The following is a 16,406-nucleotide window of genomic DNA, read 5'->3' on the forward strand; positions in this document are numbered from 1 at the left end:
CTGTCACATGCCCCGCTGGCGCTTTCGCTCGACAACATTACCTGCGCTGGTGATCGGTCTGGTCATGCCCATGACCTGGTGGCTGATCCTGCCGACGACCGGTCCACTGCCCGTGGTCTTACTGGGTCTGATCCTTCTGATATGGCAGGCGATCACCGGCTCGCATCGATGGCGCTATCTGAGCATGGCAACGATCGTGACGCTACTGGTCCTGTTCGGCCATGCCGAAACAGGCATGCGGGCCTGGCCGGTACTTATCAATCTGGGGCTGGCTGGGCTTTTCGCGGCCTCGCTGCGTCCCGGCAGCATGCCCCTGATCGAACGCATTGCACGGCGCAGCGAGCCGGAGCTACCCGCCTCGGGGGTCCGTTATACCCGTCGGGTCACTGCCCTGTGGTGCGGATTTTTCGTCTTCAACACCCTGATGGCGCTGATGACCGGCCTGTGGGGCTCACGCGATATCTGGCTCCAGTACAATGGCGGGATCAGCTATCTGCTGACCGGTGTCCTGATGATGGGTGAATGGTGTGTCCGTCGCCGGGTTCGTCGCCGTCATGCCCATCAGGCCACCGACACGTCGAAGGTGGTTTCATGACCTCCCCGAAACCAACCAGCTTGACCAGCGCGCCGTGGCGCCACCGCAGCGATGACACGCCGGTAGCCTGTACGACGGGTGAAAGCCGTGATTACCGTCAGTTGCGGCTGGCACTGGCTCATCGACAGCAGCAACTGCGCTCACTCGCCTCGTGCCCTGCGGATGTCGCCCTGTTTGACCCCGACCCATGGCAGTTCGTGGTCACCCTGCTGGCCCTGTGGCATCTGGGTCACCGTGTGTGGCTGCCCGGTGATGATCGTCCTGATACCCGACAGGCGCTGGCACAGCGACAGATTCCCTGGCTGACACCCGCCTTGTCTTTATCTCCATTGCCGAAAGCCGAGGAGATGCTGCCCGAATGGGGAGAGCTGAGGGCCGACGCCACGGCGGTGGTGCTGTTCACCTCGGGCTCGACCGGAGAGCCAGCACCGCTGGCCAAGCGCTTCGCTCAGCTCGACAGCGAGGTTGAAGCCCTCTATCGCTGCCGGCCGTTCGAATCGGGCTGCATCATCAGCCAGGTCAGTCACCAGCACATCTACGGCTTGACCTCTGCACTGTTGCGCTCGCTCTGCGAGAATCGACCTTTTGGGCTCGAGCCTGCGCTGTGGCCGGAAAGCGTCAGTCGCCTGCTGGACAATCTGAGTGTCAGCGCACTGATCAGTTCCCCGGCACAGCTCTCCCGATTGCCGGAGTCACTACGGCTGAGCCGTCATCCGCATGATGTCTTCAGCTCCGGAGCGCCGCTCTCGGCAGATGCCGCAGCCACTGCAGAACGACTGCTGGCCGCCCCCGTTACCGAGCTTTATGGCAGTTCCGAAACCGGCGGCATCGCCGTTCGCCGCCAGGCCGAGCGCAGTGGCTGGCAAGCGCTGGCAGATGTGGATACCGATTATCGTGACGGCCTGTTATGGCTGCGCTCCCCTCGGCTCGACGAGCCCGGGCACTGGTACTGTCATGCCGATCGTGTCGCCCCGGACGGCCAGGGCGGCTTTCATCTGCTGGGGCGCGCCGATCGCATCGCCAAGATCGGTGGCAAGCGGGTGTCACTGGTCTCGATGGGCCAGCACCTTGAAGCCCTGCCGGGTGTCAGGCGTGCCCACTGTCTGGTGATCGAGCATGCCGGCGGTCGGGTGGGGGCCATCGTCGAGACCGAAACGACCGAACAGCCCGTGGATCATGACTCGCGGCGTGCACTGATCACCGATTTGCGCAACCGCCTGGGGGAGGCCTTCGAAACCACCGCCCTGCCTCGTTTCTGGCGTTTTGTGCCCGAATGGCCGGTCAATGCCCAGGGCAAGCTCACAAGGTCTACCATCACGCGACTGTTTGCCGATCTTGATGACCGGCGCCGGGTTCGCTGGCTGGGCACCCGCTTCGACAGTCCCGATCACTGCCAGATAACACTCGAGGTCCCTGAGCGGCTATTGCAGCTCGAAGGTCACTTTCCCGGCCAGCCGATCGTCCCCGGTGTCGCGCAACTTGACTGGGTCGTCACCTACTGCCGGGAAGCCTTCACTACACAAGGGCCCTGGCGACGCTTCGAGCGAGTGAAGTTCCCTCTGCTGTTGCTGCCCGGCGAGCGGGTAATCCTGGATCTGACACTACGCGGTGAGCGGGTCGATTTTCATCTCGGTTCGCCTCGTGGCTGTCACGCCACGGGACGGCTGACACTGTCACGCGAGCAGATGGATAACCACTCATGAAGCATTTCTGCTCCTCGACTGCCGGTGACGACAGCATCATCGCCTGCGTGCTGATTCCGGTCTACAACCACGAGAGTGCCATTGGCCCAACCTGTGAGGCCCTCACCTCACTCGGGCTGCCGATCGTACTGGTCGATGATGGCAGCCATGCCCGCTGCGCCGGGGTACTGGCCGAGCTGGCCGAACGTGATGGATATCGGCTGCTGACGCTCCCACGCAATGGCGGCAAGGGCGCAGCGGTGCGCGCCGGTCTGGCCTTTGCCGAGCGAGAGGGGTTCACACACGCCCTTCAGGTCGATGCCGACGGCCAACACTGCATTGATGATCTGCCCGCTTTTATCGAGGCTGCGCGACGCGATCCAGAGCTGCTCGCCATCGGCTATGCCTGCTACGATCACAGCGTTCCCCGGCACCGCTATTACAGTCGCTACATCACTCATGTCTGGGTGTGGTGCAATACGCTCTCCACTGCCCTGCGCGATACCATGTGCGGTGTACGACTCTACCCCCTCGGGATGACCAATGCCCTGCTGCACCGACACACCTGTGGCAATCGCATGGAGTTCGACTCGGAAGTGCTGGTGCGCTGGTACTGGCAGGGTGGCCGGCTGGTCAACCTGCCGGTAAGGGTTTCCTATCCGCGCGATGGCATTTCGCACTTTCGCCTGGTGCGTGACAACCTGCTGATGGCACGCATGCATCTACGGCTGACCCTGGGCATGCTCAGGCGGCTGTTTCCTCTGCTCAGAAGGCGAGCTCAATGACCTCATTCAACGGTCACGATACCCACTGGTCACGTGTTGAAGAATCCGGCACGGTCACCGGTATGCGCGTCATGCTCGCCATTGATCGCTACCTTGGTGAATGGGCCTTTCGGGCCATGCTGGTTCCGGTCGCCGCCTACTTCTGGCTGCGGCGTCCTCTGGCGCGACGTGCCTCCCGGGAATACCGCCGCCACCTGCAGCATACTTTCCCGCAATTGCGCCTGGGCCCGCTGGCCACGCTGCGTCACTTCATCAGTTTCGGCATGACCATGCTCGACAAGGTTCGCGCCCTGCATGGCCGCATCGATGCCGAGCATGTGCACTTACCGGATCGCGCTACCCTGAGCGATGCCATCGAGTCGGGGCGCGGCGGGTTGATTCTCGTCTCGCATCTCGGCAATCACGAAATCTGTCAGGCGCTGTCACGCCAGCGGCCCGATCTGCGCCTGAGCCTTTTGATGCATACCCATCACGCTCAGCGCTTCAATGCACTGTTGGACAGTGCCGACCGCGGCGAGCGTGTCGATGTCATCGAGGTCAGTGATATCAATCCGGAAACGGCCCAAAGACTGCGAAGCCGACTCGATGAAGGCGGCTTTGTGGTCATCGCCGCTGATCGTGAACCCCTCAGTGGCGGCCAGCGGGCTCGCACGCTCGATTTCCTCGGCGCACCAGCGCCCTTTCCGGAAGGTGCCTTTCGCCTCGCGTTGCTGCTGCGCTGTCCGATTTATCTATTGCTCTGCGCGCGTGACGCGGGGGGGTACCGCGTACATTTCGAGGCGCTCGGCGATAGCCGTGGCGTCGCCCGCAACATGCGCGATGCCTGGCTTGCCCAACACATGGAGTGCTTCGTACGGCGCCTGGAATACTACTGCAGTCGCTATCCGCTACAGTGGTTCAACTTCTATCCGTTCTGGAATTCCCCATCCCATGACTCAGGTACCGATCAGCGCTGAAGTCGAGGTGCAGGTGGCATTCGGTGACGTCGACATGATGTCGATCGTCTGGCACGGTCATTACGTGCGTTATTTCGAGGCAGCACGCAACGCGCTGCTCGATCGGCTCGACTACAACGTCGACACCATGCGGGCCTTTGGTCACGAATGGCCGGTCATCGATCTGCGCATCCGCTATGCCTATCCGGCCCGCTTCAATCAACGCCTGATTGCCCGTGCCGAACTGGTGGAGTGGGCTCATCGGCTACGCATCCGCTATACCGTACTCGATGCCGAATCCGGCACTCGATTGACCCGTGGCCATACCGATCAGGCCGCCGTGGAAATGGCCTCCGGCCGGCTCTGCATGAACACACCCGACATACTGCATGATCGGCTCGCCGCCTGGCTCGATACCCCCACTGCCGGAGATCAGCTCTCATGACATATGCCCGGTTTCTTTGCACAGTGGCGCTGCTTCTGATTTTGCCGGGGCTGGCCCGGGCCATGACGCTGGATACCCTGGAGCAACAGCTGTCGAGCCAGGGTAATGTCAGCGGCACTTTCGATCAGCAGCGTTATCTGGCTGATCTTGATACTGCCATCAAGGGTCATGGTCGCTACGCCTTTGAACAGGGCGAGCGAGTCCGCTGGCACCTGCTCGCCCCGGTCGACCAGGACCTCGTTCTTGATCGTCAGGGTATCGAACAGGGAGGGGAGATGTTCAGGGATGATCCGGCTGGCGTCGCCCGACTGATCCTGCAGGTATTGCAGGGCGATCTGAACGCATTGCGTAGCCGCTTCGAGATCGATATTACCGGCTCACCCGGAGACTGGCAGGCACATCTGACCCCACGCAGTGACACGCTCCGCCGCTATCTCGATCATCTCGACCTCTCCGGCGATCGCCATATGCGCCATGTGCGCATGGCGATGCACAATGGTGACCGCCTGGATATTACGCTGCATCCGAACGGTGCTACCCCGCAATGAAGGCCTCAGGCCATTTCACGCCTCGCAGGCGCTGGCTGGCCACGCTGTGGAGTGCAATTCTGCTGGGCTGCGTAATCGCCAGCACGCTCATGATCCTCCACGGGACCCGTTTCGATAACCGGGTGACGGCACTGCTACCCGAGGATCGACAGAGTCCTCTGATCGAGCAGGCCAACGCCCGGTTGGGCGATCAGTTTCAGGATCGCTTTGTACTGCTGCTTCAAACATCCGGCGAGAACGTCCAACAACTCAGGCAAATGACTCGCGCCCTGACCCGGCAGCTCGGACACAGCGGTGTCGTCACGGGTCTGCGCTGGCGCCCGGATGATTTCAGGCAGGGAGACCCCGTCAATCTCCTGGGGGCACAACGCTACCGGCTACTGACGCCGAAACTGCAACAGCAGCTTGACAGTGGACAACACGAGGCTCTGCTGCAACGTGCGCTTGGCAGCCTGGTGATGCCCACCGGAATTGATCGCGACCCGGTCCGCGATCCTTTCGGCCTGCTGGACGCCTGGCTCGGAACACAGTTACCGACCCATATTCATACAGATCAGGGTCTGATTACGGTAAAAACCGATGGCGGCAGAGCCGCCGTCGTGACCGGTCAACTGACCGGCAGCCCCTACGCGCCTGATCTGCAAACGCGGCTGACCTCGGCCCTGCAGAATTTTGGACAGGCGCATCCCGAGGTGACCCTGCTGCGCTCGGGACTGGTCTTCCACGCCGCTGCTGGCGCCCGTCAGGCCAAACACGAAATTTCCACTTTCGGTCTGGGCGCGCTGATCGGACTGGTCGTCATGCTGCTGCTGGTCTTCCGATCTCCCCTGACTTTGCTGACCCTGCTGCTGCCGCTGATCACTGGTGGGGTGCTGGCGCTGACGCTCACGCTCTTCCTGTTCGGTGGTATTCACCTGCTGACCCTGGCGTTCGGCACCAGCCTGATGGGGGTCGCCATTGATTACGCACTGCATCTGCAAAGCGCTCGGGTAGCGCTGCGGGACCGCTTCCGGCTGAGGCCCATGCTGGCAGGATTGCTGTTGAGCCTCATCTCCAGCGCGCTGGCCTATGGCGTACAGGCCTTCACACCCATGCCGGGCCTGCGTCAGATGGCCTTTTTCGCCACCTGCGGCCTGATCGGTGCCTGGCTGACCGTGGTGCTCTGGCTGCCGGGCATCCCCATCGGCCGCTCACCCTTTACCGATCGGATCATCGATACACTCTGGCGTCTGATGAGCCGTTGGCGAGGTTTGCTGGGCTGGCGCTCGGCTCTGGGACTGGCCCTGGTCATGCTGCTCCTCTGCGTGAGCTTTACACGCACCAACGACAGCCTGCGTCTGCTGGACACCTCCTCTTCAGCCATGCTGGATCAGGAGCGCCAGATCCAGCAGTTGCTCGGTCGCGATACCGGCACACTCTATCTGCTGGTCACTGCTGCCGATCAGCAGCAGTGGCTGGAGCGGGTTGAATCGCTGACACCTACCCTCAGGCGTCTGGTCGACAATGGCCATCTGGGCGATTTCGACAGTCTCGCTTCGGCCGTGCCCTCTCATGCGCGTCAGCAACATAATCTCGCGCAGGTTCGACAGCTCTATCACACGACGTTACCCACGCTCTATGAACGCGCCGGATTACCTCGAACTCTCGAACAGCGTGCCCGCCAGCACCTGCAGAATCCGCCCCTGCTGGAGATCGACGACTGGCTGAACAGTCCGCTGGGACACAGCGACCAGCGACTCTGGCTGGGGGAGATCAATCCCGGGACGACCGCCTCCGGCACCCCCGGCAAGACGGTAGCCGGGATGGTGGTATTCAGCGGCCGCTTCGATGCCACTGCTCGGGCAGAGATCAATCAGCTGGCCACTCACCATGCCGGCGTCAGATTTGTTGATCGGGTGGGTCGACTCTCCCGCGTGCTTGGGGAACTGCGCCAGCAGATTGCCATCTGGGTCGCCATGGCGCTGGTCGTACTGGTCGCGATTCTGGCAGTGCGCTACCGTGGACGCACCTGGCGGGTCATTACGCCAGCCGCCGGGGCGATTCTGATCGTACTGAGCGGTTATGCCCTGACAGGTGTACCACTCAATCTTTTCCATCAGCTTGCGCTATTGCTGGTATTGGGTATCGGGCTGGATGCCGGTATCTTCAGTGCCGAGCATCCCGGCGACCGTCACGTCTGGCTGGCCATCACACTGTCGACCGTGTCGAGTCTGCTGACCTTCGGACTGCTGGCTTTCAGCGCCACCCCGGTATTGCATTACATCGGTCTGACCGCTCTGATCGGTCTGAGTGCCGTGTGGTTGCTGACCGCGCTGGTGCAACCTGCACAAGTTCATCGCCAAACACGGGAACACCCATGACCGATGCCTCCGCTGCCTTGCGGCAAACGTCCACTGCGCCACTGGCCACCACGGATATCGCCATTATCGGTGCAGGCCCGGCCGGTGCTGTGGCTGCCTGCCGCTTGCGTGATGCCGGCTGGCAGGTGAGTGTCATCGAGGCATCACACTTCCCACGTTTTTCCATCGGCGAGAGCCTGCTGCCCCAGTGCCTGGTCGATCTTGATCAGGCCGGGCTCGGCGAAACGGTGCGAGCCGGGGACTATCAGTACAAGAATGGCGCCCGCTTTCGCTGTGGTGAGGAGGAACGGGATATTCTCTTCCCGGACAATGCCTGGGATGAAGCCCCTCCTCGACCGGGCGACGCCTTCCAGGTCGAGCGCGCCGACTTCGATACGCGTCTGATCGAAGCTGCGCAGGCACGTGGCGCCCAGGTGCGCTTTGGTATCCGCGTGACCGGTTTCACGGCCGATGACCAGCGCCCTGAGCTGACGCTGGATGATGGCAGCCGATTGCAGGCACGTCTGGTGCTGGATGCCAGTGGATTCGCTCGGGTGCTGACCCGCCAGCTGGGTACCGCCCGCCCACCCCGGCTGGCAGAGCGCCGCGCTCTTTTCACTCATGTCGCACTGCCTGAACACGTGCCAGGGCTGGAACGCCAACGTATCCTGATTGGCATGCACCCCAGCACACCGGCGCTCTGGTACTGGCTGATCCCGCTACGCGATGGCAAGGCATCGCTGGGGTTTGTCGGCACCCCCGAGCGGCTGGCGAGCTTCGGCCCTGACGACGACAGCCGTCTGAACGCACTGATCGATCACTTCCCGGAACTGCGCACGCTGCTCGGCCAGCCTGCACAGTTGCGTCCCACGGGCTCGCTCGGGGGCTACAGCAGTGATGCGGTTCGTCTCAGTGGCCCCGGATATGTTCTGCTGGGCAATGCCGGTGAATTTCTCGACCCGATCTTTTCATCGGGCGTCACCGTGGCCATTCGCTCGGCCATGCTGGCCGCGCCGCTGGTCGATCGCCAGCTCAGCGGCGAGCCGGTTGACTGGGATGACGCGTATGAACGGCCTCTGCGCAAGGGTCTGGAAACCTTTCGCGCCTTTGTCGATGCCTGGTATGACGGCCGGCTGCCCACGATCATCTTCCACCCCGATCCACCCGGTTATCTGCGTCGCATGATCTGTGCCGTGCTGGCCGGCTATGCCTGGGATGAGCGCAACCCCTTCGTGCAGGCTCCCGGGCGACGTCTCGATACGCTGGCACAACTATGTGGATGACCGATATGCCCAATGCCCGTTTGACACTGTATCGCCTCGTCATCGTGCTGCTGACCCTGTGGCTTGGTGGCTGTGTCGGCCCGCCCCTCTCCCCCTCGCCGGATCTGCATGCTCACAAGCCTTCACGGACTCTCGTAAAGCGCATCGAATTCGTGCCCTTCGCTCATCCCGAGCAGGCAAAAACCCTGATTGCCGCCATTCGACGCGCTTCCGATGGCCTGCGCGTCGTGGTCACCACGCCCACCGGGCAGCGTCTGCTGACGCTGGTGCATGATGATCAGGGCGCCCGCTACACCCAGACCCTGATGCCGGCGGACCCGCCGTTTCCGGCCATCTGGCTGGCCCAGCGACTGGAGTGGGGGTTGTGGCCACTCGACAGCCTGCAGCACGCCTTCGCCGGCAGCCACTGGCAGGTCAGCGAGCGCCCCAATGGCCGGGGCACCATTCGACGCATCGAACACAACCATCGGTTGATCGTTCGTGTTGATCGCTGGCCCTCCCATGATGTGCTGACCGATTACAGCGGTGACTACCGCCTGACCATTACGCCCCTGTCCGACACGCCGGAAGACCGGCAGGAAATCCCATGAGCCAGCATTTTCCCTGTCGCCTCTCCGCACCCGGCCTGATCTGCAGCATTGGCAGTGATCATCCCGGAGTCCTCGACGCACTGGGCCGAGGTCAGCGCGGATTACAGTCGAGCGATCGCTATACTCCCGGCCGCCGGGTGCCCATCGGGGCCATCGACGCGTCTCTTCCTGATACCTCGACCTGGCCTGCAGATCATATCAGTCGCAATAATCAGCTGATCACTCATGCACTTGAGCAATTGGGAACCACCCTGCAGGAGACCCTTCGGCAGGTCGCACCGGAGCGCATCGGGGTCATCATGGGGACCAGCACTTCCGGTGTGCTGGAAACCGAACGGGCCATTGCACGCACCGGACCCGGCGAGCCGTTCGATGACGACTACCGTTATGCCCGTCAGGAAATCGGTGCCCCGGCCCGTTTTATCGCCGAATATCTCGGCATAAAGGGACCGGCCTGGACCCTGTCGACCGCCTGCAGCTCGGGAGCCCGGGCACTGGGAGCGGCTCGTCGAATGCTGCGTACGGGGCGAGTCGATGCTGTTATCGCCGGTGGCGCCGATACCCTCTGCGGCCTGACCGTCAACGGTTTCGATTCTCTGGGCGCCATCAGCGATGCCCCCTGCCAGCCGTTCTCTGCCAATCGACGCGGTATCAATATCGGAGAGGCAGCAGCGCTGTTCATCGTCACCGCGGCCCCCGGCGGCATTCAGCTCGCCGGCGTCGGAGAAAGCTCCGATGCGCATCATATTTCGGCTCCCGAGCCCACCGGCAACGGGGCTTTCGCGGCCATGGAACAGGCGCTGACCATGGCCGAGCTGCCACCCGGTTCGGTCGATTATCTCAACCTGCACGGTACCGCCACCGAACAGAACGATGCCATGGAAGCACGAGCCATTGCCCGACTTTTCGGAACTCATCGCCCGCCCAGCAGTTCGACAAAGGCGCTGACCGGCCATACTCTGGGCGCGGCTGGAGCTCTGGAAGCCGCCTTCTGCTGGCTGGCACTGACTCATCAGCATCTGCCCCTGCATGCCTACGATGGCGTCCCGGATCCGACACTACCGGCGTTGCCACTGATCGAGTCCGCACATCCGAAGCGTCCCATCCGACACGCCCTGTCGAACGCCTTCGCCTTCGGAGGCAACAATGTCGCCCTGCTGCTGGAGGCCTCATGACTCCATGGCCTGACATCGAGACGCTGGTACCCCATGCCGGACGCATGTGCCTGCTTGATACCGTACTGGCCTGCGACAGTCATCACATCGAAGCGGTTATCACGCCCACGAAGCAGGATCCCTTCGCCAGTGAGGCAGGGGTCGGCGCTCATGTCGGGTTGGAATGGATGGCGCAGGCGGTGGCTGCCTGGGCAACACTGAATGCCTCGAATGAAAGCAGGGTCAGCGAACCCGCTCCCGGCATGCTGATCAGCAGTCGGCATTTCGAGACCACGCGTGATTACTTCATCTTTGATGAGCCGGTCATGGTGATAGTTGAACTCGAGTTTAGCGGCGCCAATGGCCTGCGCAGCTTTCACGGTAAGCTGACAGTGGCCGATCAGCTGTGCGCCGAGGGTGTTTTCCGAATCTATCAGCCCGATGCCGGGCAGCCGGCGACCAACGCATCACAGGAGCCTTGATGAGCGATGACGACCACCGCTGTATTCTGGTAACCGGAGCCGGACGTGGTATTGGCCGCGCCATCGCTCTGCGTCTGGCCCGGGATGGCTTCGATATTGCCGTGCACTATCACAGTAGCCGTGAAGCAGCAGAAGGCGTGGCTGAAGAAATCCGGGGGCTGGGTCGGCAGGCGCGCCTGATGTGCTTCGATCTCGCCGATCGCAGTGCCGCGCGCGCGGCTATCGAGGCCGATATCGCCGAATATGGTGCCTGCCATGGGGTTGTGCTCAGTGCCGGTTACCACAGTGATGCCCCCCTGCCAGGCATGAGCGATGAGCAGTGGGATCGGGTGATGGATGTCAATCTGGATGGTTTTTATAACGTCCTGCGCCCGATGATCATGGCCATGATTCAGCGACGCCGGGGTGGGCGCATCATCACCCTCTCCTCGGCGGCCGGGGAACTCGGCAACCGTGGCCAGGTCAACTACAGCGCTGCCAAGGGTGGACTGATCGCGGCCACCAGGGCACTGTCAGTAGAGTTGGCCAAACGCAACATTACCGTCAACTGCGTGGCACCGGGCTGGATCGAGAGTGACATGACAGCCGCTATCGATCGGGAGAGCATCAAACAAACCGTGCCCATGCAGCGCCCCGGCCAGGCCGATGAAGTCGCCGGTACCGTGAGCTTTCTCTGTTCCGACGATGCTTCCTATATCACCCGCCAGGTGATCGCGGTCAATGGCGGCTTGTACTGATCACCCCGATCAGGGATCGAACGGGAGATGAGCGTGAGTCGACGTGAAGTGCTTTACCAATACATGGCCGATGCCATCAATCGGCTGGACCATCAGGGACGCTGGCTGCGTTATCACTATCGTGACCGACGCCTGCTGGAAGGCACCATCCTGCCGGCCATCGCTCGTAATGAAGCCCCTCACCGCCTGCTGATGGTCGGCTGCGACTGGTACACGCGTCATTATCCACGCTATTTCAATGGCTGCTCGGTCACCACCATGGATATTGATGCCGCCAAGGCCTGCTTTGGCGCACAGCGCCACATCACCGACTCAATGGCCCATGTCACCGCTCATTTCGAGCACGAGACACTCGATACCGTGATCTGCAACGGCGTGATCGGCTGGGGGCTCGATGAACGCGAGGAGATCGAACAGGCACTGGCCGGCTGCGTCAGCACCCTGCGTGCAAACGGGATGTTACTGATCGGCTGGAACGACAAGGCACCCCACAACAGCTATGCACCGGATGCCATGGCCGCTCTTTCCAACATGGTGCGGATCAATATTCCCGGTCTGGCCACACATGAAATGATGGCGCTGGCACGCAATCGCCATACCTTTCAGGCATGGCGCAAGCCGCCCGCCATGACCGGGACAAGCGCCTCGATCACCGCATCCCTGACGACCGCGCAGGCTGCTGCCATACGGCCACCTTCATAGCCCTTTTGTTTTGGACTGCAGACTTTGCCTGAGCAGCTCCGAGCGCTACATTAGGCGCCCCGAACGCTGTCGTTTTCGCCCTGGAGGAGCATTCATGACGCCAAGAGCAATTCTGACCGCCACCCTGTTGGGTGCGCTTCTGTCACTGGGACTGGCCACCGACGCCCAGGCCCGTAACGATTTTCTGATGCAACCGCTGGCCAATGTCTTCTCTCAGCCCGAAGCCCAACAGCAACTGGACCCCTCGATTCAGCTCTTCTTCGCCGATCAGTTGCACCCTGATATCAAAACCCGTCGGGGCGGCTACTTTGCGACGCACAAGGTCAGTTCGGTGCTCAAGTCCGACGAGGAAGCCTGTCGGCAGGCCGCACTGGAATCACTGCTTGATCTACAGAAGCGGGCGCGCGAAGTCGGCGCCAATGCCGTCGTCAATATCGTCAGCTACTACGACCAGCGCGCCAATCCCAGCGACAATCGCTACGAATGCCATGCCGGCAATGTCATTACCGAGGTGGCCTTCAAGGGCGATCTGGTGACCATCGACAAGCAGTAAAGCGGCATGCAGAAGGCCTGCCAGAGCTGGAGAGCTCCGGCAGGCAAACCGGCTAGCCCCGGGAGCGCATCAGCAACAGCGCACCGGGCATGCGTTCGAGCAGATGGTGGGTGGTGCTGCCACTCAACCAGCGACGCAGCGAGGAGTGCCCATAGGCCCCCATGGCGGTAAAGTCGATGCCCTGCTCCCGGGCATAGGCGGGCAGCTGCTCACGCGCCTCACCCTCAAGGGTCACGGCACGTGCCGTAATCCCGGCTTCCTCAAGCTGTCGGACAGCGGCATCGGGACCAGTCTCGGTGCTTGTGTCCCCCACCAGCACGACGTGGCACTCCAGCCCGGTCAGCCAGCCCTGCTCGATCAGCGCGCTCACCTGTCGTAGCGCCCGAGCACTGCCATCAAAGGCAATCATGGCACGTTGTGGTGTCCGATAGTCAGCGGGAGCAATCAGTAGCGGTGACTTGACCGTATGCGCCAGTGATTCCAGGTGCTCACCTACCGGGGTTCGCCCTTCCCCGAGCTCATGCCGATGTCCGCAGCGTCCTACGACCAGCAGCATGTTGTCGCGGCACAGCTCAGTCAGGGTCGCTTCGAGCTCGCCGTGACGCTGAAGCGTGGAAATGTCACTGGCACTGTCTGCCAATCGCTCGCTCAGCGCCTGCAGCATGGCACGTCCGTCCTGGCGAGCCTGGCGGGCCTGACGAGCATCTGCTTCAGTCAGACTGTCGAGCAGTTGTTCGCGTGAGCCCAGTCCGATCTGGCCGGAAAGATCCTGCGATACACCGCTGTTGGAATGCTCGATGACGTGGAGCAGACACAGTGGCGCGGCGAGCCGGCGGGCCGCCCATGCAGCGTAATCGCCGATGGCGCTGTCGACCTGGGTGGCATCGTCGAAACAGGCGATAATGGATGCGGTCATGACTTGCTCTCTATCGTTACCGATCGCCGCCCGGGGACGGCGCCGGAATGGTCAATACGGGTGTCCTGCAAGCGGCACCCGCACGAGGGCAGTAGCGGGCCGGTTCAGTGACCGCCCGGCTCAATGATGCCATCGGTCTTGTCGTGAACGCCGAAACGATCGACCATGGTCTGACTGGCTTCGTTAAGCCCGATCACCTCGACTTCGGTCCCTTCACGGCGGAACTTCATCACGATCCGGTCAAGAATTTCGACGGCCGTGATGTCCCAGAAGTGGGCCTGACTGACATCAATGCGTACGCGATCAATATCCTCCTTGAGATCAAAGGCATCGGCAAACCGGGTACTTGACGCGAAGAACACCTGGCCTGAAATGCGATAGATACGCTGCTGCGAATCCTCTTCGCTCAGCGCACTGTCGATGTGCAGGATGCGACCGATCTTGTTGGCGAAAAACAGCGAGGCCAGCAGCACGCCTACCAGTACCCCCAGCGCCAGATTATGAGTCGCCACGACCACGGCCACGGTGGCCAGCATCACGATATTGGTCGTCAGCGGCTTTTTAGGAATATCGCGAATCGAAGTCCAGTCGAAGGTACCGATGGACACCATGATCATTACCGCCGCCAGCGCGGCCATGGGGATCTGAGCCACCCAGGGCCCCAGAAAGACCACGAATACCAGCACCCCGATACCCGCCACCATGGTCGACAGCCGGGTCCGGCCGCCCGACTTCACATTGATCACGGTCTGGCCGATCATGCCGCACCCCGCCATGCCACCGAGAAAACCGGTCGCGATGTTGGCAATCCCCTGACCGCGACATTCGCGATTCTTGTCACTGCCGGTATCGGTCAGATCATCAACAATGGTCGCGGTCATCATCGACTCCAGCAGGCCCACTACCGAGAGGGTCAGCGCGGTCGGGAAGATGATTTGCAGAGTCTCGAAATTCCAGGGAATATCGGGCAAGAGAAAGATCGGCAGGCTATCCGGCAGCTCGCCCATGTCTCCCACCTGATGGACATTGAGCCCCATGATCATCGAGACGGCGGTCATCACGATGATGCATACCATGGGCGATGGAATGATCCTGCCGATTTTCGGTACCCGCGGGAACAGATAAATGATCGCCAGCCCGCCGAGCGCGATGGCATAAACGACCGGACGTGCATTTTCACCGGTCAGTTCGGGGATCTGCGCCATGAAGATCAGAATCGCCAGCGCATTGACAAACCCGGTCACCACCGAACGGGAGACAAAGCGCATCAGGTTGCCAAGACGTAAAACGCCCCAGAGTATCTGCAGGATACCGGTCAGGATGGTGGCTGCCAGCAGATACTGCAGCCCGTGATCGCGCACCAGTCCGACCATCAGCAGCGCCATCGCACCGGTAGCCGCGGAAATCATCGCCGGACGCCCGCCGGCAATCGCAATCACTACCGCCATCGAAAAGGAGGCATACAGCCCCACCGCCGGATCAACACCGGCAATCACCGAAAAGGCCAGCGCCTCCGGAATCAGTGCCAGCGCCACGACCAATCCCGACAGCACGTCGGCACGCACATTGGAAAACCAGTGTCGTCTGAGTGTCTCTATCATCCTGTCTACTCTTGCTCCGGTGGTTATCGAGAAGTTGTGGCAATCGATTGCGCTGTCCATTGGCCCGTGGTGGCCGATGGTCAGGTCCGGCATGCTGACGTGCGCGCCGAACGCTTGTTCGCATGGCAGCCGTCCCGAGCATTATCGGGCCCTGTCATGAGTCATTTTTTACACTGCAGGGAAATCGGGATGCCGGACGGATACGACGACCGCGCTCGGGAGAGCGCACCATTCGAGGGAGAACGGTAGCCTTTTGGCTCAGGGTGGAGTCGGGCTCCAGTGGGTCGTCACGGGCATCATGATCATCAATCGAAGCTGAATGAATCGGCGCGCAGTCTAGCATCACTGCATTGACGATGCACCCCGGGCGGCCGCTGTGGTTGACACACCGACCGCCCTGAAGGGTCTGGCACTACTTCGACTGCGGTACGAACTCGGCTTCGATATCGAGTCTGACTTCGTCACTGATCCCCTTCTGCCCCTTTTCGGGCATCAGATAGTCAATACCGTAATCGCTGCGTTTCAGCGTCGCCGTGCCATCAAAACCCAGTCGATACTGCTTGTCGAAGGGGTAGACAGCCGCCTGATTGAAGGTGGCATCAATGGTCAACGGATGCGTCTGGCCATTGAGGGTCAGTTCCCCGGTGATCTTCGCCGAGTCATCTCCGGTCATCTCGATACTGGTAGACTTGAAGCTGGCCTTTGGATACTGGGCACTATTGAAGAATTTTTCACCCTGCAGGTGCTCGGAGAGCGCACTGCCAGTCAACACCTCGGCCAGTGGCAGTTGCACACTGACCTGGCTCTTCGAAGGTTTCTCGGCCAGCTGCAACGATCCGGAAAGATCGACGAACTGCCCCTCGTAATGCGAGAAGCCGTAGTGATCGACGCCCCAGGTAATCTTCGAATGAAGCGGATCGAGCGTGTAATGTCCTGCCGGTACTTCGGTAATGCTGCCCGTTTCGGGCTGATCCGCAGCCATCGCCTGCCCCCCGGCCAGACTCAGCACCAGGCTCGCGCCCACCACAGAGATCTTGCGCTTCATACCCTTCCTCCAGT

Annotated in this window: 17 protein-coding genes; 14 read left to right on the top strand and 3 right to left on the bottom strand. The window is 61.6% G+C overall.

Features of this window, described 5'->3' with window-relative positions:
- The first annotated feature begins 7 nt into the window (after window positions 1-7).
- The 14 genes from FY550_RS12495 (at window position 8) to FY550_RS12560 (ending at window position 12,830) form a co-directional block, all read left to right on the top strand.
- Window positions 8-595, top strand: coding sequence for a COG4648 family protein (locus FY550_RS12495; protein ID WP_070978644.1), 588 nt, complete (start codon window positions 8-10; stop codon window positions 593-595).
- On the top strand, window positions 592-2,298 hold the full coding sequence (locus FY550_RS12500; RefSeq protein ID WP_168201488.1) for an AMP-binding protein: 1,707 nt from the start codon (window positions 592-594) through the stop codon (window positions 2,296-2,298). Before FY550_RS12495 ends, FY550_RS12500 begins: the two co-directional genes overlap by 4 nt.
- Window positions 2,295-3,062 (top strand): glycosyltransferase family 2 protein, encoded by a 768-nt coding sequence (locus FY550_RS12505; protein WP_070978642.1) that lies wholly within the window; start codon window positions 2,295-2,297, stop codon window positions 3,060-3,062. Before FY550_RS12500 ends, FY550_RS12505 begins: the two co-directional genes overlap by 4 nt.
- Window positions 3,059-4,018, top strand: coding sequence for a hypothetical protein (locus FY550_RS12510; RefSeq protein WP_070978640.1), 960 nt, complete (start codon window positions 3,059-3,061; stop codon window positions 4,016-4,018). Before FY550_RS12505 ends, FY550_RS12510 begins: the two co-directional genes overlap by 4 nt.
- A complete protein-coding gene (locus FY550_RS12515) occupies window positions 3,993-4,442 on the top strand; it encodes an acyl-CoA thioesterase (RefSeq protein WP_070978638.1) in 450 nt (149 codons plus the stop codon). Before FY550_RS12510 ends, FY550_RS12515 begins: the two co-directional genes overlap by 26 nt.
- A complete protein-coding gene (locus FY550_RS12520; RefSeq protein ID WP_070978636.1) occupies window positions 4,439-4,990 on the top strand; it encodes a LolA family protein in 552 nt (183 codons plus the stop codon). Before FY550_RS12515 ends, FY550_RS12520 begins: the two co-directional genes overlap by 4 nt.
- A complete protein-coding gene (locus FY550_RS12525) occupies window positions 4,987-7,350 on the top strand; it encodes an MMPL family transporter (RefSeq protein WP_070978633.1) in 2,364 nt (787 codons plus the stop codon). The genes FY550_RS12520 and FY550_RS12525 overlap by 4 nt, the downstream gene beginning before the upstream one ends.
- Complete coding sequence (locus FY550_RS12530) at window positions 7,347-8,612, top strand: NAD(P)/FAD-dependent oxidoreductase (RefSeq protein WP_070978631.1); 1,266 nt, start codon at window positions 7,347-7,349, stop codon at window positions 8,610-8,612. Before FY550_RS12525 ends, FY550_RS12530 begins: the two co-directional genes overlap by 4 nt.
- Before the next feature lie 5 nt (window positions 8,613-8,617).
- Window positions 8,618-9,202: a DUF3261 domain-containing protein gene (locus FY550_RS12535; RefSeq protein ID WP_070978841.1), complete on the top strand. Its 585-nt coding sequence runs from the start codon at window positions 8,618-8,620 to the stop codon at window positions 9,200-9,202.
- Window positions 9,199-10,377 carry a beta-ketoacyl-ACP synthase gene (locus tag FY550_RS12540; protein WP_070978629.1) on the top strand — a complete coding sequence of 393 codons (1,179 nt, stop codon included), beginning with the start codon at window positions 9,199-9,201 and terminating at the stop codon, window positions 10,375-10,377. Before FY550_RS12535 ends, FY550_RS12540 begins: the two co-directional genes overlap by 4 nt.
- Window positions 10,374-10,838 carry an ApeP family dehydratase gene (locus tag FY550_RS12545; protein WP_070978627.1) on the top strand — a complete coding sequence of 155 codons (465 nt, stop codon included), beginning with the start codon at window positions 10,374-10,376 and terminating at the stop codon, window positions 10,836-10,838. The genes FY550_RS12540 and FY550_RS12545 overlap by 4 nt, the downstream gene beginning before the upstream one ends.
- Window positions 10,838-11,575 (top strand): 3-oxoacyl-ACP reductase FabG, encoded by a 738-nt coding sequence (fabG, locus tag FY550_RS12550; RefSeq protein ID WP_070978625.1) that lies wholly within the window; start codon window positions 10,838-10,840, stop codon window positions 11,573-11,575. Before FY550_RS12545 ends, fabG begins: the two co-directional genes overlap by 1 nt.
- A gap of 33 nt (window positions 11,576-11,608) precedes the next feature.
- Window positions 11,609-12,277 carry a class I SAM-dependent methyltransferase gene (locus FY550_RS12555; protein WP_139148700.1) on the top strand — a complete coding sequence of 223 codons (669 nt, stop codon included), beginning with the start codon at window positions 11,609-11,611 and terminating at the stop codon, window positions 12,275-12,277.
- Between the two features lie 94 nt (window positions 12,278-12,371).
- The gene (locus FY550_RS12560) at window positions 12,372-12,830 is read left to right on the top strand and encodes a YbjQ family protein (RefSeq protein WP_070978620.1); all 459 of its coding nucleotides are present in this window, start codon (window positions 12,372-12,374) and stop codon (window positions 12,828-12,830) included.
- 52 nt (window positions 12,831-12,882) lie between these two features.
- Here FY550_RS12560 and FY550_RS12565 read toward each other — a convergent pair whose 3' ends face one another.
- From FY550_RS12565 to FY550_RS12575, 3 genes are all read right to left on the bottom strand, one after another.
- On the bottom strand, window positions 12,883-13,746 hold the full coding sequence (locus tag FY550_RS12565) for a universal stress protein (RefSeq protein ID WP_070978613.1): 864 nt from the start codon (window positions 13,744-13,746) through the stop codon (window positions 12,883-12,885).
- 104 nt (window positions 13,747-13,850) lie between these two features.
- Entirely contained in the window at window positions 13,851-15,347 is a 1,497-nt protein-coding gene (locus tag FY550_RS12570; protein ID WP_070978611.1) for a SulP family inorganic anion transporter, read from the bottom strand.
- Window positions 15,348-15,759: 412 nt separating this feature from the next.
- Entirely contained in the window at window positions 15,760-16,392 is a 633-nt protein-coding gene (locus tag FY550_RS12575; protein ID WP_070978609.1) for a YceI family protein, read from the bottom strand.
- Between the last annotated feature and the right edge of the window lie 14 nt (window positions 16,393-16,406).

This window comes from Kushneria phosphatilytica (assembly GCF_008247605.1).
GTDB classification, from domain to species: Bacteria; Pseudomonadota; Gammaproteobacteria; order Pseudomonadales; family Halomonadaceae; genus Kushneria; species Kushneria phosphatilytica.